The organism is Bacillus sp. PDNC022, assembly GCF_016919285.1.
In the GTDB taxonomy this organism is placed as follows: domain Bacteria; phylum Bacillota; class Bacilli; order Bacillales; family Bacillaceae; genus Bacillus; species Bacillus safensis.
In genome coordinates, this window is sequence record NZ_CP070345.1 from 2861570 (window position 1) to 2885634 (window position 24065).

Below are 24065 nucleotides of genomic sequence, written 5' to 3' on the forward strand. Positions count from 1 at the left end.
TATGAGTGGAAAATGCCATTTTTACAAGTAAGTAAAGGGATCAGGGCGTTTAAATTTATTGGATTTAGGTGTAAGATGTGAAGACAAGTTTCAAACGTCGTTATTCACATGTGGATAAGTTAAGTGTTAAAATAGATAAGATGCAAAGCTGTGGATAATTAGATAGGGGATACTTTCACTTCGCTTTCATTTATGGTATCTTTAAATTTTGGATTAAGCGTTTTTGATATAGAGATGGACAATGTCCATTTAATAGATAACAGACTGTCTATTAAGTAGAGAAAGAGGTGAATGAGTGATGGATACAATTGCAGCAATTTCGACACCGATGGGTGAAGGAGCAATTGCGATTATTCGTTTAAGCGGGCCTGATGCCGTACAGATTGCTGATCGGATGTATAAAGGTCCTAAGGAGAAAAAACTTGTATCGGTGGATTCCCATACGATTCACTATGGTCATATTGTGGATTCTAGCACTGAGCAAGTAATAGAAGAGGTCATGGTGTCCGTATTAAGAGCGCCAAAAACATTTACGAGAGAAGACGTTATTGAGATTAACTGCCATGGCGGAATTGTAACGGTCAATAAAGTACTGCAGCTTGCTTTAAGAGAAGGAGCAAGATTAGCGGAGCCAGGTGAGTTTACAAAACGAGCTTTCTTAAATGGAAGAATTGATCTTTCGCAGGCTGAAGCAGTAATGGATTTGATTCGCGCAAAGACAGATCGTGCGATGAATGTAGCGATTACTCAAATGGAGGGACGCCTCTCCGGTTTGATTAAACGACTTCGCGGCGAGATATTGGAAACACTAGCCCATGTTGAAGTCAATATTGACTACCCTGAGTATGACGATGTTGAAGAAATGACGCATCGAGTCTTAGTTGAAAAGGCAACATCAGTGAAAAAGGAAATTGAGTCACTGCTAACGACTTCTCAGCAGGGGAAAATACTGCGCGAGGGCTTATCTACTGTCATTATTGGAAGACCGAATGTTGGGAAGTCTTCCTTGTTGAATAGTCTTGTACAGGAAACAAAAGCAATTGTTACGGATATTCCTGGAACAACGAGAGATGTCATTGAGGAATATGTAAATGTTAGAGGTGTACCGCTTCGTTTAGTCGATACTGCGGGTATACGTGAGACGGAGGACATTGTTGAGCGTATAGGGGTTGAACGATCTAGACAGGTCTTAAAAGAAGCTGACCTGATTTTACTTGTGCTCAATTATAGCGAGGAATTATCAGAAGAGGATATCAAACTATTCGAGGCCGTCTCAGGGATGGATATCATCGTGATCGTGAATAAGACAGATCTTGAGCCTAAGCTTGATATCGAAAAGGTCAAGCAGTTAGCGAAGGATCGTCCGGTGGTTACTACATCATTATTACAAGAAAAGGGGATTGATGAGCTTGAGATCGCGATTCAATCACTATTCTTCACGGGTTCAATTGAAAGTGGAGATTTAACGTATGTAAGTAACACGCGGCATATTGCTCTCCTTCAGGAAGCAAAACAATCCATTGAGGATGCTCTTGAAGGAATTGAAATGGACGTACCGATCGACATAGTTCAAATAGATTTAACACGCTGCTGGGAACAGCTAGGTGAAATTATTGGGGATGCTGTTCATGAAAGCTTGATTGATCAGTTATTCTCTCAATTCTGTTTAGGAAAGTAAAGGGAGGAACATTAGAAATGGGTTATGAAGCTGGCAATTATGACGTGATCGTCGTGGGTGCCGGTCATGCTGGAGTTGAGGCTGCTCTTGCTTCTGCAAGACAGGGCGCCAAAACACTTGTATTGACTATCAACCTCGATATGGTTGCTTTTATGCCATGTAATCCGTCCGTAGGCGGCCCCGCAAAAGGGATTGTCGTCAGAGAAATTGATGCTCTAGGCGGGGAAATGGCACGAAATATAGATAAGACGCATATTCAAATGCGCATGCTGAATACGGGGAAAGGACCTGCTGTTCGTGCGTTAAGAGCGCAAGCAGATAAGTTCCAATATCAGCATGAAATGAAAAAAACAATGGAAAATGAACCAAACCTGACAATGTTGCAAGGTATGGTAGATCATTTAATTGTAGAAGATGATGAATGTAAGGGTGTTGTTACTCAAACAGGGGCGAACTATCGTGCGAAATCTGTTGTTTTAACAACAGGGACTTTCTTAAAAGGCCGCATTATTTTAGGAGACCTTTCGTATTCAAGCGGTCCAAATAACCAGCAGCCTTCTATTAAATTATCTGATCATTTAGCAGAACTAGGATTCGATTTGGTTCGCTTTAAAACAGGAACACCTCCTCGAGTGAATAGCCACTCGATTGATTATAGTAAAACAGAAATTCAACCAGGTGATGATGTACCGCGGGCGTTCTCCTATGAAACGGTTGAATATATTACTGACCAGCTGCCATGCTGGTTAACTTACACGAGTTTAGAGACTCATCAAATTATTGATGAGAATCTTCACCGTTCTCCAATGTATTCAGGTATGATTAAAGGAACTGGTCCTAGATACTGCCCGTCTATTGAAGATAAAGTGGTTCGTTTCAATGATAAACCGAGACATCAAATTTTCTTAGAGCCAGAAGGTCGTAATACGCAGGAAGTTTATGTTCAAGGATTGTCTACAAGTCTTCCGGAGGATGTACAGCAGCGCATGCTTTCAACCATCCCGGGGCTCGAGAATGTACAAATGATGAGAGCAGGTTATGCCATCGAATATGATGCGATTGTGCCTACTCAGTTGTGGCCTACACTTGAGACGAAGAAAATTTCCGGATTATATACAGCCGGCCAAATCAATGGTACGTCTGGTTATGAGGAAGCAGCAGGTCAAGGGATTATGGCAGGTATTAATGCAGGAAGAAAAGCATTAGGTAAAGAAGAAGTCATTTTAAGCCGATCTGATGCATATATCGGTGTTCTCATCGATGACCTTGTCACAAAAGGAACAAATGAACCTTACCGTCTCTTGACATCACGTGCTGAGTATCGTCTACTTCTACGTCATGACAATGCTGATTTAAGATTAACTGAACTTGGCTATCAAATTGGATTAATTTCTGATGAAAGATTCCAAGCATTCCAGCAGAAAAAAGAAGCCATTGAAGCAGAGAAAAAACGTTTATATTCTGTCATCATTAAACCAACAGCAGAGACTCAAGAATTTATTCGTTCACTCGGCGGAAGTGAGCTGAAGGACGGCATTCGTGCAAGCGATTTGATGAAGCGTCCAGAAATGAATTATGAATCTGTTGTGAAATTAGCTCCTGCTGAAACACCGCTTCCTTCCGATGTGTGTGAGCAGGTAGAGATTCAAATTAAATACGAAGGTTATATTGAAAAGTCACTCCAGCAAGTTGAAAAACTGAAAAAGATGGAGAACAAAAAGATTCCTGATCGTATTGATTATGACGCCATCAAAGGAATTGCAACTGAAGCGAAACAAAAGTTGAAAGAAGTCCGACCGCTTTCTGTTGCACAGGCTTCTCGTATTTCAGGCGTTAACCCTGCTGATATTTCTATCCTTTTAGTATATTTAGAGCAGGGGCGTATTGCGAAGATAGCAGAGTAGAAAGGATGTCGGCATGAACATTGAACAATTTACAGCAGCACTAGAGGAGAAAGGGATCACTCTTTCTCCCGTGCAGCTTGAACAATTTGAAACCTACTTCCGCATGCTTGTAGAATGGAACGAGAAAATGAATTTAACGTCCATTACTGAAAAGGAAGAAGTGTATTTAAAGCATTTTTATGATTCAATATCAGCAGCATTTTTTATTGATTTTCACAAAGTGACGACGATTTGTGATATTGGAGCTGGTGCTGGTTTTCCAAGCATTCCTCTTAAAATTTGTTTCCCTCATCTACATGTGACCATTGTTGATTCTCTACAGAAACGAATTACGTTTCTCAATGAGTTAGCAAAAGGATTAAACTTACAAGATACTACTTTTTATCATGATCGTGCGGAAACGTTTGGGCAACGTAAGGAAAAGCGTGAAAGCTATGATCTTGTCACTGCTAGAGCAGTTGCGCGTTTATCCGTCTTGAGCGAACTATGTCTGCCTCTAGTGAAAAAGGAAGGATTGTTTGTTGCCTTAAAAGCATCTGCCGCTGATGAAGAAATGCAAGCAGGGAAAAAAGCTGTCACAGTCCTCGGAGGAGAGGTTGTTGAAAAGCATTCCTTTGTTCTTCCTTTAGAAGAAAGCGAACGGAACATCATTGTCATTGAAAAGAAAAAGCAAACACCAAAAAAATATCCTAGAAAACCAGGAACACCTAATAAATCACCAATAGAAGGTTGATCATGTAAAAGGTCGGTTTTTCTTCAATATTTATGATTTTACAGAAGGAAAAAACATGAGAAAATAGAATTATAAAAAGGTAGTTTTTAAAGGTGGTGTAGGTTCATGAAGCATTCACTCTCACGCTTCTTCGGGCTTGGAGACAAAGAACATCCTGAGCGTGAAACCGAAATAGAGGCAGAGATTGCTGAGCATGATACATTAAAGGAAGAGATACAGGAGCTCCCGGTCGACACAATTATGCCAAACCGTTTTCAGCCACGCACCATTTTTTCAGAAGAAAAGATACAAGAGCTGGCCACGACGATTCATACCCATGGCATTATCCAACCTATTGTTGTTAGACCAACAGAAGAAGAGGGAAAATATGAACTGATCGCCGGCGAAAGACGTTGGAGAGCGGTACAGACTCTTCAATGGGAGAAAATCCCCGCTATTATAAAAGATTTTACTGATACGGAAACGGCATCTGTGGCGTTGATTGAAAATTTGCAAAGAGAAGAGCTGTCTTCTATTGAAGAGGCTCATGCTTATGCACGTCTTTTAGAGCTTCATGATTTAACACAAGAGGCGCTTGCTCAGCGTTTAGGCAAGGGACAATCAACTGTTGCAAACAAATTAAGACTTTTAAAGTTGCCTGAAGAGGTACAACAGGCCATTTTAGAGAAAAAAATCTCTGAAAGGCATGCACGTTCACTTGTGCCCCTAAAGCTTCCAGAATTACAAATCGCGCTATTGCAGGAAATCATCGAAAAGCAGTTGAATGTGAAACAGACTGAAGAGCGTGTAGTGAAGATGCTTGAACAAAAAACAGATCGCAAACCGAAGCCAAAACGTAAGGCGTTTAGTCGTGATACACGAATTGCGATGAATACCATTCGTCAGTCTCTCCACATGGTAGAAGACAGCGGACTTAAGATAAATACCGAGGAAGAAGAGTTTGAGGAATATATCCAATTAACGATTCGAATTCCAAAATAGAAAAAAGCTGATGAGCGCCACTCGTCAGCTTTTTTTGTAAATCTTTTTCTTTTACTCTTGTTATCATTTGTTATTTACTGTTTGCTTTTTCAAATGAATGACAAAATCCTGAAGAAACAAGGTGTTATTTCTAAAGAAGTGACTGTTCAGCATTCGCACCAAGAGGGAACGATCCACTTGATGATTGCTGAAGTTGATCCGAAGAACTATGACTTGCGAGACATTTAAGACTTGTGAACACACAATCACCTAGTCCGAAGCAAATGTGAGCAAATGCCTTAAACAATTTAAGTTTCGACACTGAAAAAGATATATCAATATATTTTTTAGGTGTGTTTTCATTTGTCCTTTTATGTACGAAAAGGCACATTCACCGACGAATTTATAATAGGGAAACAAAAAAAGCAAACGTTTCATACTTTTTTTGATAGAATAGGAAGTATGAATGAATGAGAAACTTGTTAAGTTGAAAGTGGGTGACATCGTGGGAAAAATCATAGCGATTACCAACCAGAAGGGCGGCGTCGGGAAGACGACAACTTCTGTTAATTTGGGTGCGTGTTTAGCATACATAGGCAAACGAGTGTTGTTAGTTGATATTGATCCGCAGGGCAATGCCACGAGTGGTATTGGGATTGAGAAGGCTGACGTAGAGAAGTGTGTGTACGATATTTTAGTTGATGATGCAGATGTTCTTGATGTGATTAAGACGACAGAGGTCGAAAATCTTGATGTCATTCCTGCGACGATACAGCTTGCAGGGGCTGAAATAGAGCTTGTGCCTACAATCTCACGTGAAGTGAGGCTGAAGAGAGCACTTGAATCTGTTAAGCAGAATTATGATTATATGATTATTGACTGCCCGCCATCACTTGGACTGCTGACGATTAATGCGTTAACTGCATCCGATTCCGTTTTAATACCAGTTCAGTGCGAATATTATGCGCTTGAAGGATTGAGTCAATTGTTAAACACAGTTCGTCTCGTGCAGAAACATTTAAATACTGATCTTGCCATTGAAGGTGTCTTGCTGACAATGCTTGATGCCAGAACAAATCTTGGGATTCAGGTTATCGAAGAAGTGAAGAAGTACTTTAGAGATAAAGTCTATCAGACTGTCATTCCAAGAAATGTGAGGCTGAGTGAAGCGCCTAGTCATGGGAAGCCGATTATCTTGTATGATCCACGTTCAAGAGGTGCAGATGTCTATTTAGACTTAGCAAAGGAAGTGGATGCGAATGGCTAAAGGTCTTGGAAAGGGTATTAATGCACTATTTAACAACGTAGACTCAAATGAAGAAACGGTTGAAGAAATCAAATTAAAGGATCTGCGTCCGAATCCGTATCAGCCAAGGAAAACGTTTGATGATGATGCGTTGTCTGATCTGAAAGAATCGATTCAGCAGCACGGTGTTTTACAGCCAATCATTGTTCGTAAATCGATTAAAGGATATGACATTGTAGCAGGTGAACGCCGTTTTCGCGCAGCACAACAAGCTGGTCTGACAACAATTCCTGCGATCGTTCGAGAGTTTTCAGAAACGCTGATGAGAGAAATTGCCCTTTTAGAAAACCTGCAGCGTGAGGATCTATCTCCACTAGAGGAAGCGGAAGCCTATGCGTCTTTGCTGGATCATCTCAGTGTGACGCAAGAGGAATTAGCGAAGCGATTAGGGAAAAGCAGACCGCATATTGCGAACCATCTCCGCCTGTTGACTTTACCAGATGACGTACAAAAGCTGATTGCAAATGGAACGTTATCAATGGGACATGGCCGGACATTGCTTAGCTTAAAGAACAAAAAGAAGCTGGCGCCTTTGGTAAAGAAAATCGTGGATGAGGGGTTAAATGTACGTCAGGTTGAGAAACTTGTTCAGCAGTTAAACGAAAATGTTCCACGTGAAACAAAGAAAAAAGAAGCACCAAAGGATCGAGTGTTGAAAGAAAGAGAGTCTTTCTTACAAAACTACTTTGGTACTTCAGTGACGATCAAGAAACAGAAGAAAAAAGGAAAAATTGAGATTGAATTTCTCTCCAATGAAGATTTAGAAAGAATCCTTGAATTGCTTTCTACGAGGGAATCATCAGAGTGACCATCTTGATACGAGATGGTCTTTTTTATATTCTCCCAGTGATATTTTGAATAGGGGTGAAGAGAGACCGGCTTTTTTCTCTCGTCCAATCCATTTGGTCAATGTGAGATAGACTTTCAGAAAGTGTATTGGCCATAGACATGACTAGATGAAGACGTGTGTTTTGGAGAACGAAGTATTCCATGAAACCACTCACATTGACGATCCCATTAATATGAATATCTCCTACCTCTGGCAGCTCCTTTTGCACACCAGCTCCAGGCTTTAACGGCCCATCTCCAATTTGAAAGGAACCGACACTTTTCACTCTTCCTAAACAGGCATCAACCGCTACAATAAACGGGTTTTTATGAGCTTGTTCAATTTCTGCGAGCTTTTCTTTTAAATTGACTGCATGCACTGGGTCAGAGAGTGTTCCATATACATGAAGCTTTTTCAAATCCAGACCTGAAAGCTTTGTACCAACAAGTGGACCTAGAGAGTCGCCAGTTGAGCGGTCTGTTCCAATACAGACGATGGCAACGGGTCTTTTTCCTGCTTTCTGAAGATGCGAGAATAAAATACTTTTAAGCTGTTGATTGGCATTTGTATCCGTATGGGACACGTATTCTTTCACCCTATTTCTAAAAAAAAGACCGTTCTTGCTATTCATAGGTCTCACTTCCTTGTCATAGTAGTTAGTAACAGTATACGGAAACAAGCTTAATTCTATACCTATGAGGTGATGATTGTGTGGAAGGCTGGTTCAAGGTGGACGCTTTTAATTTTAGGAAGCTTAATAGGAGCGGGATATGCTTCCGGTCAAGAAATTTGGCAGTTTTTTGGCATTGATAGTGGACTAGCCATTCTACTGTTTACATTGATGTTTATGCTGTCTACCTATGTGGTTTTAAAAATCAGTTATGAGGTGCGTGCCGATCACTTTGTGCCAGTGCTGGAACGGCTTGTCGGTCCATGGCTGGCTAAGGTGTATGACGTGTTAATTGTCCTTTATTTATTCACGACAACGACGGTCATGATTGCCGGAGGCGGAGTGACTCTTGAGATGTATCATGTGCCTTTTTGGGTAGGCATCGGCGCGTTCTGTTTGTTTTCATTTATGATTTTTTTCTGGGATGTGAAAGGGCTTTTATCTGTGAATGCTTTCATTATACCAATTTTGGTGGCAGGGCTCATCTATGCGTTTGTTTTTTATTATATGAACCATGATCATATGTGGCGGATTGATTTTGGACAGCAGTACAATTGGCCAGCCAGCATTGTCTTTGCTTCTTTGAATATATTATCTGTTGTCGCTGTGCTGTCTTCGGTTGGGAAAGAAATGAAGGGGCTTGGGGAAGCCAAAGTGGCGAGCATATTAAGCGGTCTCATTTTTGGTGTGATCTCGTATGTGTATAACGAAATACTGGTTGATATTTCTGGAAGCCTTTCAGCAGAGGGAATTCCTTTGTTTACAGTATTAGAAGGGGCGCCGACGTCTTTGTTTGTATTTATGACCGTTGTCCTTTGTCTAGCGATTTATACAACGACGGCAGCAGGTTTATTTGGATTATCCAGCCGGATGCTTTCTTTTGTACGAATGCCCCGCTGGCTGGTTGTATTGGTGATGCTTCTTTTGATGGCACCTTTAACCTCTCTTGGATTTGCCGATTTGATTGCTTTCTTGTATCCGATTTATAGTTTGTTGAATCTGTATTTGCTCGTCTGTTTAATGCTATATCCGATTTTAAGTAAAAAGATATTTTCTCGGTCTAAAAATTATATTGATAAAATAAAATAAGCACCTCTCTTTTTAAGAGCTGTGCTTTATTTTATTTGAATTGAATCAATAGCTTCTTTGATATCATCATAGACAGGCATTTGCTTAAGACGCTGGAGGCGATCCTCTAATTCTGAAATGGCCTGCCCCTTTAAATGCTGGGAGATATGTTGTTTGACAATGGTTGTCTGGTTTATCATGTCTTCTGTTTTAGACAATTGATACTCCAAGTGCACACGAGTATTTGCTAATTCGTCGTGCAGCCGCATTTTGAGCAGCCGTTTTAGATCCTTTCGCTGCCCCTCTCTGCGCATGGCCTGAATGGCGGCAATTTCTTCAGGAGACTGTGTTTGCGTGTGTGGTGCCGATTGATTTTCGAATACAGACATGGAGCGGCGGGCACTCACATTTTGCAAGAAACGCTGGGCGTCACTAGGAGGTTTATTTTGATTGATCATGCGATGGCTCCTTTCTTAATGAATACCCATTTGCACCGCAAGGCGTCTATCTGCCTTGGCGTAGTCATCACCCATTGTGTACATATGTCTTGAAAGGGCAGAAAGCTCTTGTTCGTAATCCCTCAGGGTGTACAAGGCATTCAGTTGTTTTTCGTGTGAATAAAAGGAAGAATGTGCCTGTTCCATCCTAACTTCCTCTACCAGTGCTTCAACATCACTATGACTTAATAAATCATAGTGTCCAAAGCCGACGAGTCCTTTGAGCTCTTGTTTTACATGATGGACGGCGTCTTTTACGCTTTCATCAATTCCATCGATTTTTTCAAATACAGTGTGCACTTCATGTTCAATAATACTTTGTAGATCATAGGATGAATTTTTCAGTAAATGGGATTTTATGATAATTTCAAGTCCGTTTTGTGCATATGCTCGTCCAGAATGAATTTCTTGCAGCAGCATGGCTGTAAAACTTGTATTATGATCAAGCTGTTCATCTAAAATACGGGCGGATCCATTCGGATGGAATGAATATCCTTTTACTTTGAATTCTCCTGAAACGAGAGCTAAAAAAGCATTTGTATCAAAGGATTCGTTCCATTCTATATTCATAGATGCAAAAGCTGATTTTAAAAAGGTGTCAATTTCTCTTTTTTTGTATTTCACGGATTCTTGGACGGAGTCTTGCTGGCGTGGCGGTACGGTGTACTTGACTTGTCCAATTCCTTGATCATGACGATTGAGTAAACCGACGTAATGACTAGGCTGAATATATTCAGTCAACATGTGTGTATATTGACCTTGATTCGCCTTTTGCTGAATCGAAGGTGACAGGCTGCTCCATATATTTGGACTGTCAAAGGTGACGGCTTTTTTGACAGCTGGCTGTTCTGTTGCAACATAAGCACAAACAGCACCGGCAAGGGCTTGTCCAGTGAGATAGATACCTGCATGTGGATGCTTCTGACAGACTGTCTCTATGTATTCCTTCCCTTTAAAAAAGACATGATCTTGATTGCCGTCAAGGGATTTTCTTTCAATTGGATAGGCATAATCTGTTTTGAGCAATGTCTGAGCTGCGTTGTGTACATCTTGCGGTGATGTCACCGTCGTTTGGTTTGGCAGTGGACAGTGAAAAGCGACGATGAATTCATCTGATTGTTCTGGCTTCATTGTTAAACCATATAATTTATGGTCGATCTTTAGAAAATCGTGGACAGTGAGCGTTTGCTGACCTATTTCTATCGTATGGTGCTGCTGGTAATTGTCGAGATTTCCAGCATGATCGGATATGATTTTATATTCTTTATCAGTTAATCTATCCTTTCGATTGACCATCGTACCTGCTCCCTCACATAACATTTATGCAGATATCATAAATCAAAAAATATGGAAAAACCACAGCGTTCTACCAATAAAAACCTTTTGACCTACAGTGTTTGTGACAATATTGAAAAAAAGCGGAGTTTAAGTAACTATTGGTCACAAATAAAATGATCTAAAAGAAGGGTTTTTTCTTTAATAAAGAATAGGATGAACGATTGAAAGAGACTCTTTGTTTTGTGCATTGCTCTCCATCGCCGTTTTTTTGTACAATAGATGCAATGAAGTGAGCAGGAGAGGTGAAGGCTGATGGCAGACAAAGCATTTGGGTTACATGATGTTGTTGAAATGAAAAAGCCCCATCCATGTGGTGCCAATCGGTGGAAGGTCATTCGTTTGGGCATGGATATCCGCATTAAATGTGAAGGATGCGGACACAGCGTGATGATTCCAAGAAGAGATTTTGAACGAAAAATGAAGAAAATTCTCGTCAAGCATGAGGAGCCAACTACTTAAGTAGGCCTCATGCTTTTTTCATTAAATTTGTTTTTTCTACAGCAGAGCCAGGTGCAATTTCCCGTTTTAAAGCATTGATTTATTCTTTTTGACGAAGTTTCTTCTATTGAAAATGCATGATGGTTAGCTTGTCTTTTCATGTAAACCTACTTATAATTGCTCTAGGTTCATATTACGCAGTATAACGAGCACGTTTGATATAGAGGAGATGAAAGAATGGCTTTAACAGCTGGTATTGTTGGCTTACCTAACGTCGGGAAGTCAACGCTATTTAATGCAATTACACAGGCTGGAGCGGAGTCTGCTAACTATCCGTTTTGTACCATTGATCCAAACGTCGGAATTGTAGAGGTTCCAGACGAGCGTTTACAAAAGCTAACAGAATTGGTGCAGCCGAAAAAGACAGTTCCCACTGCTTTCGAATTCACTGATATCGCGGGTATTGTCAAAGGTGCATCTAAAGGTGAAGGTTTAGGGAATAAATTCCTTTCTCATATTCGTCAAGTAGATGCGATCTGTCACGTGGTCAGAGCTTTTGCAGACGATAACATTACACACGTAGCTGGTAAGGTTGATCCGGTGTCAGATATTGAAACGATTAATCTTGAATTGATTTTGGCTGATTTAGAAACAGTTGAAAAGCGTTTGGCTCGTGTGAGTAAGCTTGCAAAACAAAAGGACAAGGAAGCAGTAGCTGAATTTGAGATTTTGTCGAAGCTAATGAACGCATTTGAAGCTGGGAAATCGGCAAGATCTGTAGAATTTACTGATGAGCAGCAAAAGCTTGTGAAACAGCTTCATTTACTTACATCTAAACCAGTTCTTTATGTAGCAAATGTGAGTGAGGATGAAGTAGCGGATCATGACGGCAACGAATATGTGCAGCAAATCCGTGAGTTTGCTTCTGGTGAAAACGCTGAAGTCATCGTCGTTTGTGCGAAGATCGAGTCTGAAATTGCAGAGCTTGAAGGAGAAGAGAAGCAGATGTTCCTTGAAGAGCTTGGCATCAAAGAATCAGGTCTAGATCAGCTGATTCAAGCATCTTATTCACTTCTTGGCTTAGCTACTTATTTCACAGCAGGTGAGCAGGAAGTACGCGCTTGGACGTTTAAAAAAGGAATGAAGGCACCAGAATGTGCTGGAATCATTCATACGGACTTTGAACGTGGGTTTATTCGTGCTGAAACGGTTGCATATGAAGATTTACTTGCTGGCGGAAGCATGTCTGCTGCAAAAGAGGCTGGAAAAGTCCGTCTAGAAGGTAAAGAGTATATAGTGAAAGATGGAGACGTCATTCATTTCCGTTTTAATGTATAGGTTCTTGTCATAGGCCAAGTGATTTGTTATAATATACAATTGTGAGTAATATAATTTATTGCTCCTTGCCCGTTTAGGGCCGCTTAGACCAAAAGGAGGTGCAATCAGATGAGAAAGTACGAAGTTATGTACATCATCCGCCCAACAGTTGACGATGAGGCTAAAAAAGCAGTTATCGAGCGTTTCAATAACGTGTTAACTTCTAACGGTGCGGAGATCACTGGAACAAAGGATTGGGGTAAACGTCGTCTTGCATACGAAATCAATGATTTCCGTGACGGTTTCTACCAAATCGTAAACGTTCAATCTGACGCTGCAGCAGTTCAAGAATTTGACCGCTTAGCTAAGATCAGTGACGATATCATTCGACACATTGTTGTTAAAGAAGAAGTATAAATCATTGAAATATATATTTAAAGGTGGTCTTTCAATATGCTAAACCGTGTTGTATTGGTCGGAAGACTAACAAAAGACCCTGAGCTTCGCTACACGCCTAATGGTGCGGCTGTAGCCACGTTTACTCTAGCTGTGAATCGTACGTTTACGAATCAATCTGGAGAGCGAGAAGCCGATTTCATTAACTGTGTTACTTGGAGAAGACAAGCCGAGAACGTGGCTAATTTCTTGAAAAAAGGAAGTCTTGCCGGTGTAGACGGTCGTTTGCAGACAAGAAACTATGAAAATCAGCAAGGACAGCGTGTCTTCGTGACAGAGGTTCAAGCTGAAAGTGTTCAATTTCTTGAGCCTAAGAGCGGCGGTGCTGGTTCAGGTGGATACAGCGGCGGTGGCAATAGCGGAGGCCAGTATTATGGCGGTAGCCAAAACGATCAGAACCCATTTGGAAATGAACCAAGTCAAAATCCATATGGCAATCAAAACAACCAAAATCGTAATCAGGGAAATAGCTTCAATGATGACCCATTTGCGAACGATGGTAAACCGATTGACATCTCCGATGATGATTTGCCATTCTAATTGATCTGAAAAAATGACTAAAGGAAAGGTGTGAAAACAAATGGCAGGTGGACGCAGAGGCGGTCGTGCGAAACGTCGTAAAGTATGTTTCTTTACTTCTAACGGCATCACGCACATCGATTACAAAGATGTTGATCTTCTTAGAAAGTTTGTTTCTGAGCGTGGTAAAATTTTACCTCGTCGTGTAACAGGAACTAGCGCTAAGTATCAACGTAAATTGACATTAGCGATTAAAAAATCACGTCAAATGGCATTACTTCCATACGTTACTGGTGAGTAAGTCGTTGACTTAAAAGCGGAGAGCCTCGAGCTCTTCGCTTTTTTTATTTGTCTCACTAAGAAATTCATCTATTTTTGCTAGAGCTGTTTTTGGCAATCAACCTAGGGGAAGTATGTAAAAGTGACAGTTTATTCTATACAAATATGAGGTTGATCTGTCATATTGGTAGTCTAGAAAATAATTGCAGTCAGGGCGTGGGAAGATGATTGAATTTAAAAAGGTATCGATGCAATTTTCTGATGAGCGCTATGCCGTTCAATCTGTTGATTTGGAGATTCAGCAAGGTGAGTTTTTTGTATTGATTGGACCTAGTGGCAGCGGGAAAACGACGACATTGAAAATGATCAATCGTCTCATTTCTTCTACAGAAGGTGAGATTTACATAAAGGGTCAAAAAATAAGTGATTATGATTTGTATGAGCTTCGCTGGGATATTGGTTATGTTCTGCAGCAAATTGCACTTTTTCCTCATATGACCATAGAAGAAAATATTGCTGTGGTGCCAGAGCTCAAACAGTGGAGCCGGAATGAGACCAATCAGCGTGTCGATGAACTCATGTTGATGGTCGGGCTTGATCCTGCTATGTATCGACATCGAAAGCCAGCAGAGCTATCTGGTGGACAGCAGCAGCGTGTCGGTGTGGCACGTGCACTTGCAGCTGATCCTGAGATTGTCCTGATGGATGAACCTTTTAGTGCGTTAGATCCACCAACGAGGGAGAAATTGCAGGATGATCTGCTTGATTTGCAGCGCCGTATTCAAAAGACCATTGTTTTTGTGACGCATGATATGCAGGAAGCCATGAAGCTGGGTGATCGGATTTGTGTGATGAATGAAGGAAAAGTAGTGCAGATCGGACGTCCTGAGGAATTGGTTCAACAACCAGCTAATGCTTTTGTACGGGAGTTTGTTTCAGGGGCTGTCCGCCATGTGGGATATCAAGCATTTGAGCTGGAGACTTTGGCGCAACCGATAGCTCATCCCGAAGCTCTTTTAGGCTATGAGGCGGTCTCAGCACATGCCACACTGGATGAAGTCTTGTCTCAATTGGCAAAGCACGAGGAATTGGCTGTTGAAAAGAATGGGGATCGGATTGGACTAGTGAATCGTCAAGCAGTGATTCAGTTTTTAGCTGATCCTCCTAAAGAGGGGGGCGATTCACATGAATGATTGGACGCGTGTGTTATGGGAACGAAAAGAACAATTGGGGCACGCCTTACTTGAGCATATTCAAATTTCTTTTATTGCTTTATTTTTAGCGATTTTGATTGCCATTCCATTAGGTATCTATTTAACGAGGGTTCCAAAGCTAGCGGAGTGGGTCATCGGGGTGACGGCTGTCTTGCAAACAATTCCGTCGCTTGCACTGCTTGGCTTGCTGATTCCTCTCGTGGGGATTGGGCAAGTGCCTGCGATTATTGCGCTTGTGGTCTATGCCTTACTCCCTATTTTAAGAAATACATATACAGGCATTCAGGAGGTTGATCCTTCACTTAGAGAAGCGGCGCTTGCTATGGGGATGAATCATCGCAAACGGCTATTAAAGGTGGAGCTCCCTCTTGCTATGCCAGTGATCATGGCGGGTATCCGAACCGGGATGGTTCTCATTGTGGGAACCGCCACTCTGGCAGCACTGATCGGGGCTGGGGGATTAGGAAGCTTAATCCTGCTGGGAATTGATCGAAATGATATGTCGCTCATTGTCATTGGCGCAATACCAGCTGCCTTACTTGCACTCTTATTTGATGTGGTGCTGCGAACCTTTGAGAAAATTTCCTTTAAAAAGATTGTGATTTCTGTGACTGTTTTTGCTCTGATTGCAGGAGCAGTTGTCGCTGCCCCCTCGCTGTTTCAGCAAGAAAAGAAAGAAATCACCATTGGCGGAAAGTTAGGATCAGAGCCTGAAATTTTGATCTCGATGTATAAGCTTTTAATTGAACAGGATACAGATATTCAAGTGAACCTGAAGCCCGGTCTTGGTAAGACGTCTTTTGTTTTTCAGGCTTTACGCTCTGGTGATATTGATATTTATCCTGAGTTTACGGGTACAGCGATATCTGAATTCCTCAAAGAAACAGCGAAAAGCACAGATAAAAGAAAAGTGTATGAGCAAGCGCGGCGCGGATTGGAATCGTCCTTTCAGCTCCGCCTTCTTGAGCCCATGGCATACAACAATACGTATGCTTTAGCCGTGCCGCAGTCACTGGCTGATCAATATGAGGTGTCCAACATTTCAGATCTAGGTAAGATTAAAAATCGTATAAAAGCTGGATTCACCTTAGAATTTTCTGATCGTCAGGATGGGTATCGAGGCATTCAAAAAACCTATCAATTTTCCTTTGATGATGTCGTAACGATGGAGCCGAAGCTTCGCTATCGAGCGATTCAGAAAGGGGATATCAATTTGGTCGATGCGTATTCGACAGACAGTGAATTGAGACAATACAAATTAAAGGTGCTTGATGATGATCAGCATGTTTTCCCGCCATATCAAGGAGCACCGCTGCTCAGGCAGGAGACATTAACTGAATACCCTGAGATTGAGACCTCTCTCAATAAGCTTGCGGGTCAAATCACAGACGATGAGATGAGAGAAATGAATTATGAAGTCAATGTGAAGGGGAAGGATGCATTCCAGGTAGCAAAAGCCTATTTAAAAAAGAAAAAATTGCTGCAATAATTAAGGAAGAGCAGAGCTGTTTCATGCAAAGTAGCTCTGCTTTTTTAAAAGAAAAACAAAAATCATTGACTTTTACTTAAAAACATCATATCCTTAATTCGAGATAAATATATTTTTTTGATCTAATATCTCGAATTCGAGATAATATAAAGATGTTAGTAAAGGCATAATGAATAAAGGCTTGTTTACTTCAAATAGGAGGTCATGAGAAGTGAAAAAAACAGAAGGAATTCACCATATTACAGCAATTGTGGGTCATCCTCAGGAGAACGTTGATTTTTATGCAGGTGTTTTAGGACTTCGTCTTGTGAAGAAGACCGTGAATTTTGATGATCCGGGCACATACCATTTATATTTTGGAAATGAAGGCGGCTCTCCAGGGACAATTATTACGTTTTTCCCTTGGCCGGGTGCACAAAAAGGTCAAATTGGTGCAGGTCAAGTGGGCGTGACGACATATGTTGTACCAACAGGCTCTTTCTCTTTCTGGAAGGATCGTCTTGAGCAGTTCAATGTCTCTTATGAAACGGTTGAACGCTTTGGTGAAGCTTTTCTCTCATTTGAAGATCCACACGGCTTATTGATTGAGCTAGTAGAACGTGCAGAAGGAAAGCAAAACGAGTGGACATTCAATGGTGTCACACCAGATGTAGCCATTAAAGGATTTGGCGGAGCTGTTTTATTAACATCACAGCCGGAGCAAACGATGCAGCTGCTAGAGCAGACGATGGGACTTGAACGAGTTGGAGAAGAAGGAGACTATGTGAGATTCCGTTCGTTTGGTGAAATAGGCAATGTGATCGATGTGAATAAGATGCCTGTTCCACGAGGACGTATGGGTGTTGGGGTTGTGCACCATATTGCATGGAGAGCAACAGATGATCAGGACCAATTAGATTGGCAAAGACATATTGCTCAAAGCGGGTACCAAGTGACACCTGTGCAAGACCGAAATTACTTCAATGCCATTTATTTTAAAGAGCTTGGCGGCATATTATTTGAGATTGCCACAGATCCCCCAGGGTTTGCACACGACGAATCAGTGGAAACAATGGGTGAAGCATTGAAACTGCCACCGCAATATGAGGCGCAGCGCAGTCAGATTGAACAAATTGTGCTTCCAATTGAAGTGAGAGAAGTTAAAGGGAAAGGAGATTCATGATGAAGCATCTTTTTCGAAAAGGAAAGAATGAACAAAGACCTGTTCTGTTATTACTGCACGGAACTGGCGGGACGGAAGAAGATTTATTGCCGCTTGCACAGATAGTAGATCCTGATGCATCTGTTCTTAGTGTGAGAGGAAATGTATTAGAAAACGGCATGCCGCGTTTTTTCAGACGTTTGGCAGAGGGTATATTTGATGAGCAGGATTTGATTGAACGTACAGAGGAACTATATACATTTATCGGCGAAGCAGCTGATGAATATGGGTTTGATCGCCACAATGTGGTGGCTATCGGATATTCCAATGGGGCGAATATTGCTGGAAGCTTGCTATTCCATTATGGAGATGCCCTAAAAGGCGCCATCCTGCATCATCCAATGGTGCCAAGACGCGGGGTTTCATTGCCTTCATTAGCGGGGAAACAAGTCTTTATAGCAGCTGGTGAAAATGACCCAATGTGCCGTCCAGAGGAATCACAGGAGCTGGAGCAATTGCTGCAGGGTGCAGGCGCATCGGTTACCCTTCATTGGGAAAACCGTGGACATCAGTTAACGAGAGAAGAAGTCGATGCTGCGGCTTTATGGTATCGTCGTCAATTTTAAATAAGGTGGGGAATACAGGTGGGATTTTTACAGAAGCTTTTTGGGCAAAATAAACCAAAGGAGATGGAACAAATGGAAAACGTAAAATTAGCGATTATTTATTATAGTTCAACAGGTACAAACTATCAGATGGCGAAATGGGCTGAAGCTGGAGCAAAAGAAGCTGGCGCAGAAGTCAAAGTATTAAAAGTTGCTGAATTGGCACCAGAAGCAGTTGTAGCTTCAAATCCAGCATGGAAAGCACATTTAGACGAAACAAAGGATGTGCCAGAGGTTCAATTAAGTGATTTAGAGTGGGCAGATGCCATCATCTTTAGTATGCCGACACGTTTCGGTAACCTGCCAGCTCAAATGAAGCAGTTCTTAGATACGACAGGCGGCTTATGGTTCCAAGGTAAATTAGCAAACAAAGCAGTGAGCGCGATGACATCTGCTCAAAACGCAAATGGCGGACAGGAGCAGACGGTTCTCAGCCTTTATACGACGATGTTCCACTGGGGAGCCATTATTGCCGCTCCTGGATACACAGATGATTCCTTATACGGTGCAGGGGGCAACCCTTATGGCGTAAGTGTCACTGTTGACCAAAATGGAAAAATCCAAGAGGATGCAGAAGCAGCTGTGAAACATCAGGCAAAACGTACAGTCAATGTAGCAGAATGGATCAAAAAAGGTCAAAACGCTTAATAGATGTATACAAAAAGAATGCAGCCTCGCCGCTGCATTCTTTTTTCATTAATAAGGATCTGATGGTGTGCTGTTGTTGATGGCTTCGTCCACGGCTTGAGCAGCGCCTGTAGAGCCGATAGGTCCGCTTGGCTGCTCTTGTTTAAAGGCTTTTAAGCCGTCAGCGACACGCTTTCCGTAATCAGGGTCTGCTTTTGTAAAGTTTTCAATCATTTGGTCTTGAATGTCCTTTTGACATGTCGCAAGAGTATTGACTAAGTTCTTAATCAGTTCCTCACGCTCCCAATCATTAAAACGGCGATACGTTTCTCCCGCTTGTCCAAAGTTGTTTGGGCGGTCAATGGCTTCTCGTTTGACTTCACCCTCTACAAAAGGCGTATGATCCTTTCCATCCTGTTTGGCTTCTTTTAATCCCCCGAGGATCGACGGCTCATAATTCACATGGGGATTTTGCCCTTTGCCTTGATCGACATGGTATTCCATTTGTCCGTCTCTCTGATTGGTGGCGACATGCTTTTTCGGTGCATTGATCGGCAATTGTAAATAGTTTGGTCCTACACGATATCGCTGCGTGTCAGAGTAGGAGAAGGTGCGGCCTTGTAGCAATTTATCATCCGAGAAGTCCAAACCGTCTACGAGTACACCAGTCCCAAAGGCAACCTGCTCGACTTCTGCGAAATAGTTTTCTGGATTTTTGTTTAATACCATCCGTCCGATTGGTTTCCATGGATAGTCATCCTTGTACCAAAGCTTTGTCGGATCAAGCGGATCAAAGTCGAGGTGAGGGTGGGCATCATCTTCCATGATCTGTGCATATACCTCCCATTCAGGATGATCTCCTTGCTCAATGGCTTCATATAAATCCTGTGTGGCATGGTTAAAATTTTCTCCCTGGATGGCTTGCGCCTGTTCTTGGGTCAGGTTGCGAATACCTTGTTTCGGTTCAAAATGATATTTGACCAGTACCGCTTTTCCTTCATGGTTTACCCATTTGTACGCATGGACACCTGAGCCTTGCATGTGCCGGTATGTTGCGGGGATGCCCCATGGTGAAAAGAGAAATGTCACCATATGCGTCGCCTCAGGCGATTGTGAGACAAAATCAAAAATACGCTCGCCGTCCTGACGATTGGTGACAGGATCAGGCTTAAAGGCATGAACCAAATCAGGGAACTTTAAAGCATCTCGGATAAAGAAAATTTTCAGGTTGTTCCCCACGAGATCCCAGTTGCCTTCCTCTGTATAAAATTTAATCGCAAACCCTCTCGGATCGCGTAATGTTTCTGGTGAATGACCGCCGTGAATCACAGAAGAAAAACGAACAAAAACAGGCGTCTTTTTCCCTTTTTCCTGAAACAATTTCGCTCTCGTATAGGTGGAGATGGGTTCATCGCCGAATGTGCCGTAGGCTTCAAAATAACCGTGAGCTCCAGCACCGCGTGCATGAACGACACGTTCAGGGATGCGTTCACGATCAAAATGACTGATTTTCTCTAGGAAATCGTAGTTTTCAAGCGTAGTGGGTCCTCTATTCCCAACAGTTCTCATATTTTGATTGTCTGTTACTGGATGACCTTGCCGATTCGTTAAGGTTTCTTCTGACTCTGAAGATGGTTTAGGCTGTTGATCTTCTTTCAATTCGAATCCCTCCTTCAATATCTCCCTAACAATATGGTCATGTTTCTCCCTATTTCATACAAGGATTGATATAATGATTGAAAACTTTCACGAGGAGCAAACAAGATGATTCGATTACACTGCCTTCACGCCCATCCCTCCAATCAGTCATATATAGAAGATGTTTTTGTTGATACAGATGTTGATTTGCATCACATGGTCGATTCATCATTTATAGAACGCGCCACACAAGATCCTGCATTTGATCACCACAAGCAGCAAACGTATGCAATCAACAGATTAAGGCAAGAAAGTGAAGCCGATCTTATTCTGCTCACGTGTACACAATACATTGCTGCTCTAGGTGATCAGCAGCACCTTTTCAAACAACCGATTGTTCCGATCGATGAACCGTTATTTGAGCTGATTTGTGAGAAAAAGGGTCCTCTTCAACTGGTGTTTTCCAACCCAGATACAGTGGATGGGACGATGCAGCGGCTTGAATCATATGCCACAGAGCGGGGCAAACAGGTTGAAGGAGAAATGGTTGTGTTGGAGGATGTCTTTCATCTCTGCCTAAACGGTGATATGCAAGCCTATGATGAACAAATCAAGGAACAGCTGAGAAGATGTATGACGCAAAAAGGCAGAGACATTTGCGTGATGCAGCTTTCGATGGTTCGTGCGGCACAGCAGATGGAGCGGGAGACAGGGGTTTCTATCATTCATCCGCTTTCTCCACTAAAACAGTTTGTCCATCAAACACTATCCGCTTGGAAAGAGTGAACCCCATCAGGTTCGCTCTTTTTGTATAGGAACGTAAATGCGAGACATGTTAAAAAAATAACCGAGCGCAAACTATTTTCAACAGGTGCGCGTCTATCCAATGTAAGAAATAACAGATGCGCATTTAAGATAAAGGAGCTCTTTGTAAAATGAAGAAACGAAAAATAGACGATCAATTTGCGGATTACGTCATGGAGCATAAACACAGTTTTTATCGGTTGTCCTATAGTTATGTCAAAAACCCCGAGGATGCTATGGATGTTGTTCAGGAGGCCATTCATAAAGCACTCAAATCTGTTCACCGATTAGAGGATGCGAGCAAGATGCATAGCTGGTTTTATAAAATCGTGGTGAACGCTGCCCTAGACTTTTTACGAAAGAAGAAGCGGGTGCAAGTGACAGATGATGATACGCTTGAATTCTTATCTCAGGGCGAATCAGATGTATACGAGGATCAAGACGTCAAACGGGCTATAGAGGATTTGCCTGAGATGTATCGAGTCATCATTATTTTGAGATTCTTTGAAGATTTAAAACTAGAGGACATCGCCCAGATTCTCGATGAAAATGAAAACACCATTAAAACAAGATTATATAAGGCGCTGCGGCTTTTAAAAGTAGAATTATCACAGGAGGAAATATAAATGGATAAGTATTTGGAACATTTAAAAGATGAATATTTAGAAATTCCTATTCCACCGGAATATGATGCGATGGTTGAACGAACGTTAAAAAGAAAAAATAAAAAACCTCATTTTCAGCAATGGACCATTGGACTTGTTGCGGCGGCAGCTCTTTTTGTCACAACTGTTAATGTCAGCCCACAGGCAGCAAGAGCGATTTCAGAGGTACCTGTCATTGGCCAGCTGGTGAAAGTCGTGACGTTTACAGAATTTAAAAAGAGCGATCAAGGAACGAATATTGATCTTAAAACACCACACGTTTCAGGACTTGGGGACGGATCATTACAAGACAGCCTGAATCAAAAATATTTAGCTGAAAACAAAAAGCTGTATCAAGATTTTGAAAAGGAAACAAAGGGTTATAAAAATGGTCATTTGAGTGTAGAGAGCGGTTATGAAGTGAGAACGAACAATGATCAAATTCTCTCACTAGGTCGATACAAAGTGACGACTCAGGCTTCTGCGGCAGAGGAAATGACATATGATACGGTGGATAAGAAAAACCATGTACTCATTACATTACCAAGCTTGTTTAAAGATGATCGTTATATTGATGTGATTAGTGAAAATATTAAAGAGCAGATGAAGAAACAGATGAAAGAGGATTCAAACAAAATGTATTGGATTGGCAAGCAAGATATGGTGGAACCATTTAAGAAAATTAAGCCGGATCAAAACTTCTATATCAATTCAAAAGGGAAGCTTGTGATTTCCTTTAATGAATATGATGTGGCGCCTGGCTACATGGGTGTTGTTGAATTCACGATTCCAACAAGCGTGCTAAAGGATATTCTCGTTAGTGATACGTACATTCATTAAAAAGAAGACAGACAAAAAAGACTGCTGAACAATTCAGCAGTCTTGTCGTGTTTTATTAAGAAAGTGCGTCTGTCAGTGCAGGTACGACTTGTTTCTTTCTTGATACAACACCTTTTAGTAAAGCTGTGTTGTTTTCAAGCGTGACGTTAAATGCTTTTTCTACTTTTGCTGCTTCTGCACCGAGTGCAAGAGCAAGGGAGTCATTTTCTAAAATGTCTGTGATAACTAAAACAAATAGATCAAGACCTTTTGCTGCAATGACTTCATTGATTTTCGCTTCAATGTCAGCCTGTCTTGCTGTCACTTCAGCGATATCTACTGTATTAACTTGTGCAATTTCCACTTTGCTTTTGCCTAGTGCGAATTCTTTTGCATCAAGTGTAATTAATTCTTGAACCGTTTTTTGACTTAGATCAGCGCCTGCTTTGAGCATGTCTAGGCCATAAACTTCTGGATCTACCCCTGCAATTTTTGCAAGCTCATGCGCAGCATCAATGTCTTGCTGTGTGCATGTTGGGGATTTGAATAGTAAGGAATCAGAAATGATCGCAGATAAAAGCAAACCAGCGATTTCTTTTTCAATCGTCACTTGGTTTTCTTTATACATTTTGTTTAAGATCGTTGCTGTACAGCCTACAGGCTCAGCACGATAGTAAAGAGGTTCACTTGTTTCAAAGTTGGCAATACGGTGATGGTCAATAACCTCAGTTACTTGTACTTGATCAATATCGCTTACACTTTGCTGGAATTCGTTATGATCGACAAGAATGACTTGCTTTGTTTCATTTGCAGCCGTTTCAATGAAACGAGGTGCTTCTTGTTTAAAGAAATCTAATGCGTATTGTGTTTCTCCATTGATTTCTCCAAGTCTGACGGCTTCTGCCTCAGTGCCGATTTTGTTTTTCAAATCAGCGTAAGCAATAGCAGAACAAATCGTGTCTGTGTCAGGATTTTTGTGTCCGAATACGAGTGTTTTTCCCATGTGAATTCTCCTTCTTACATTTATTGATG

At 41.6% G+C, this 24065-nt stretch carries 26 protein-coding genes; 21 read left to right on the top strand and 5 right to left on the bottom strand.

Annotated features, from left to right (window positions below; genetic code table 11):
- Window positions 1–298 precede the first annotated feature (298 nt).
- From mnmE to JVX94_RS14720, 7 genes are all read left to right on the top strand, one after another.
- Window positions 299–1678: a tRNA uridine-5-carboxymethylaminomethyl(34) synthesis GTPase MnmE gene (gene mnmE / locus JVX94_RS14695; RefSeq protein WP_048238331.1), complete on the top strand. Its 1380-nt coding sequence runs from the start codon at window positions 299–301 to the stop codon at window positions 1676–1678.
- Window positions 1679–1695: 17 nt separating this feature from the next.
- On the top strand, window positions 1696–3582 hold the full coding sequence (gene mnmG, locus JVX94_RS14700; protein ID WP_095410043.1) for a tRNA uridine-5-carboxymethylaminomethyl(34) synthesis enzyme MnmG: 1887 nt from the start codon (window positions 1696–1698) through the stop codon (window positions 3580–3582).
- A gap of 13 nt (window positions 3583–3595) precedes the next feature.
- Window positions 3596–4315, top strand: coding sequence for a 16S rRNA (guanine(527)-N(7))-methyltransferase RsmG (gene rsmG, locus JVX94_RS14705; protein ID WP_024424068.1), 720 nt, complete (start codon window positions 3596–3598; stop codon window positions 4313–4315).
- Between the two features lie 105 nt (window positions 4316–4420).
- The gene (noc, locus tag JVX94_RS14710) at window positions 4421–5296 is read left to right on the top strand and encodes a nucleoid occlusion protein (RefSeq protein WP_024424067.1); all 876 of its coding nucleotides are present in this window, start codon (window positions 4421–4423) and stop codon (window positions 5294–5296) included.
- Between the two features lie 93 nt (window positions 5297–5389).
- Window positions 5390–5524, top strand: coding sequence for a hypothetical protein (locus JVX94_RS19720; protein WP_260856520.1), 135 nt, complete (start codon window positions 5390–5392; stop codon window positions 5522–5524).
- A 256-nt stretch (window positions 5525–5780) separates the two neighbouring features.
- Window positions 5781–6542, top strand: coding sequence for a sporulation initiation inhibitor protein Soj (soj, locus tag JVX94_RS14715; protein ID WP_008360890.1), 762 nt, complete (start codon window positions 5781–5783; stop codon window positions 6540–6542).
- Window positions 6535–7389, top strand: coding sequence for a ParB/RepB/Spo0J family partition protein (locus JVX94_RS14720; RefSeq protein WP_048238329.1), 855 nt, complete (start codon window positions 6535–6537; stop codon window positions 7387–7389). The genes soj and JVX94_RS14720 overlap by 8 nt, the downstream gene beginning before the upstream one ends.
- 25 nt (window positions 7390–7414) lie before the next feature.
- On the opposite strand, the gene yyaC is transcribed toward JVX94_RS14720, so the two are convergent.
- On the bottom strand, window positions 7415–8041 hold the full coding sequence (gene yyaC / locus JVX94_RS14725) for a spore protease YyaC (RefSeq protein ID WP_095410042.1): 627 nt from the start codon (window positions 8039–8041) through the stop codon (window positions 7415–7417).
- Between the two features lie 72 nt (window positions 8042–8113).
- Between yyaC and JVX94_RS14730 the strand changes: the two genes are divergently transcribed.
- Window positions 8114–9169 carry a YkvI family membrane protein gene (locus JVX94_RS14730; RefSeq protein WP_144471547.1) on the top strand — a complete coding sequence of 352 codons (1056 nt, stop codon included), beginning with the start codon at window positions 8114–8116 and terminating at the stop codon, window positions 9167–9169.
- 26 nt (window positions 9170–9195) lie between these two features.
- Here the strand turns inward: JVX94_RS14730 and JVX94_RS14735 are convergent, their stop codons facing one another.
- Entirely contained in the window at window positions 9196–9606 is a 411-nt protein-coding gene (locus JVX94_RS14735; protein WP_034283636.1) for a hypothetical protein, read from the bottom strand.
- 15 nt (window positions 9607–9621) lie between these two features.
- Entirely contained in the window at window positions 9622–10941 is a 1320-nt protein-coding gene (locus JVX94_RS14740) for a hydrolase (protein WP_205183581.1), read from the bottom strand.
- Between the two features lie 294 nt (window positions 10942–11235).
- Between JVX94_RS14740 and JVX94_RS14745 the strand changes: the two genes are divergently transcribed.
- The 10 genes from JVX94_RS14745 to wrbA all read left to right on the top strand — a co-directional run bounded on the left by JVX94_RS14745 (window position 11236) and on the right by wrbA (window position 19149).
- Complete coding sequence (locus JVX94_RS14745) at window positions 11236–11442, top strand: DUF951 domain-containing protein (RefSeq protein WP_095410039.1); 207 nt, start codon at window positions 11236–11238, stop codon at window positions 11440–11442.
- Window positions 11443–11658: 216 nt separating this feature from the next.
- On the top strand, window positions 11659–12759 hold the full coding sequence (gene ychF / locus JVX94_RS14750; RefSeq protein WP_205183584.1) for a redox-regulated ATPase YchF: 1101 nt from the start codon (window positions 11659–11661) through the stop codon (window positions 12757–12759).
- A gap of 108 nt (window positions 12760–12867) precedes the next feature.
- The gene (gene rpsF / locus JVX94_RS14755; RefSeq protein ID WP_024424058.1) at window positions 12868–13155 is read left to right on the top strand and encodes a 30S ribosomal protein S6; all 288 of its coding nucleotides are present in this window, start codon (window positions 12868–12870) and stop codon (window positions 13153–13155) included.
- A gap of 36 nt (window positions 13156–13191) precedes the next feature.
- Entirely contained in the window at window positions 13192–13734 is a 543-nt protein-coding gene (gene ssbA / locus JVX94_RS14760) for a single-stranded DNA-binding protein SsbA (RefSeq protein ID WP_007497456.1), read from the top strand.
- A 40-nt stretch (window positions 13735–13774) separates the two neighbouring features.
- The gene (gene rpsR / locus JVX94_RS14765; protein ID WP_008347556.1) at window positions 13775–14014 is read left to right on the top strand and encodes a 30S ribosomal protein S18; all 240 of its coding nucleotides are present in this window, start codon (window positions 13775–13777) and stop codon (window positions 14012–14014) included.
- A 202-nt stretch (window positions 14015–14216) separates the two neighbouring features.
- The gene (locus JVX94_RS14770) at window positions 14217–15185 is read left to right on the top strand and encodes an ABC transporter ATP-binding protein (protein WP_205183587.1); all 969 of its coding nucleotides are present in this window, start codon (window positions 14217–14219) and stop codon (window positions 15183–15185) included.
- Complete coding sequence (gene opuFB, locus JVX94_RS14775) at window positions 15178–16695, top strand: osmoprotectant update ABC transporter permease/substrate-binding subunit OpuFB (protein WP_205183589.1); 1518 nt, start codon at window positions 15178–15180, stop codon at window positions 16693–16695. The genes JVX94_RS14770 and opuFB overlap by 8 nt, the downstream gene beginning before the upstream one ends.
- Before the next feature lie 211 nt (window positions 16696–16906).
- Window positions 16907–17857 carry a ring-cleaving dioxygenase gene (locus JVX94_RS14780; protein WP_095410035.1) on the top strand — a complete coding sequence of 317 codons (951 nt, stop codon included), beginning with the start codon at window positions 16907–16909 and terminating at the stop codon, window positions 17855–17857.
- Window positions 17854–18462 carry an alpha/beta hydrolase gene (locus JVX94_RS14785; RefSeq protein ID WP_205183591.1) on the top strand — a complete coding sequence of 203 codons (609 nt, stop codon included), beginning with the start codon at window positions 17854–17856 and terminating at the stop codon, window positions 18460–18462. Before JVX94_RS14780 ends, JVX94_RS14785 begins: the two co-directional genes overlap by 4 nt.
- A 72-nt stretch (window positions 18463–18534) precedes the next feature.
- On the top strand, window positions 18535–19149 hold the full coding sequence (wrbA, locus tag JVX94_RS14790; RefSeq protein WP_034283654.1) for an NAD(P)H:quinone oxidoreductase: 615 nt from the start codon (window positions 18535–18537) through the stop codon (window positions 19147–19149).
- A 48-nt stretch (window positions 19150–19197) separates the two neighbouring features.
- Here wrbA and katX read toward each other — a convergent pair whose 3' ends face one another.
- Window positions 19198–20808: a catalase KatX gene (gene katX, locus JVX94_RS14795; RefSeq protein ID WP_391509747.1), complete on the bottom strand. Its 1611-nt coding sequence runs from the start codon at window positions 20806–20808 to the stop codon at window positions 19198–19200.
- A gap of 84 nt (window positions 20809–20892) precedes the next feature.
- Here katX and JVX94_RS14800 point away from each other — a divergent pair, with 84 nt between their 5' ends.
- From JVX94_RS14800 to rsiV, 3 genes are all read left to right on the top strand, one after another.
- The gene (locus tag JVX94_RS14800; protein ID WP_205183593.1) at window positions 20893–21552 is read left to right on the top strand and encodes a hypothetical protein; all 660 of its coding nucleotides are present in this window, start codon (window positions 20893–20895) and stop codon (window positions 21550–21552) included.
- A 149-nt stretch (window positions 21553–21701) separates the two neighbouring features.
- Window positions 21702–22196: an RNA polymerase sigma factor SigV gene (locus tag JVX94_RS14805; RefSeq protein ID WP_034283625.1), complete on the top strand. Its 495-nt coding sequence runs from the start codon at window positions 21702–21704 to the stop codon at window positions 22194–22196.
- Window positions 22197–23054: an anti-sigma-V factor RsiV gene (gene rsiV / locus JVX94_RS14810; RefSeq protein ID WP_095410032.1), complete on the top strand. Its 858-nt coding sequence runs from the start codon at window positions 22197–22199 to the stop codon at window positions 23052–23054. It begins immediately after the preceding gene.
- A 55-nt stretch (window positions 23055–23109) separates the two neighbouring features.
- Here the strand turns inward: rsiV and JVX94_RS14815 are convergent, their stop codons facing one another.
- Window positions 23110–24036: a manganese-dependent inorganic pyrophosphatase gene (locus JVX94_RS14815; RefSeq protein ID WP_073979340.1), complete on the bottom strand. Its 927-nt coding sequence runs from the start codon at window positions 24034–24036 to the stop codon at window positions 23110–23112.
- Between the last annotated feature and the right edge of the window lie 29 nt (window positions 24037–24065).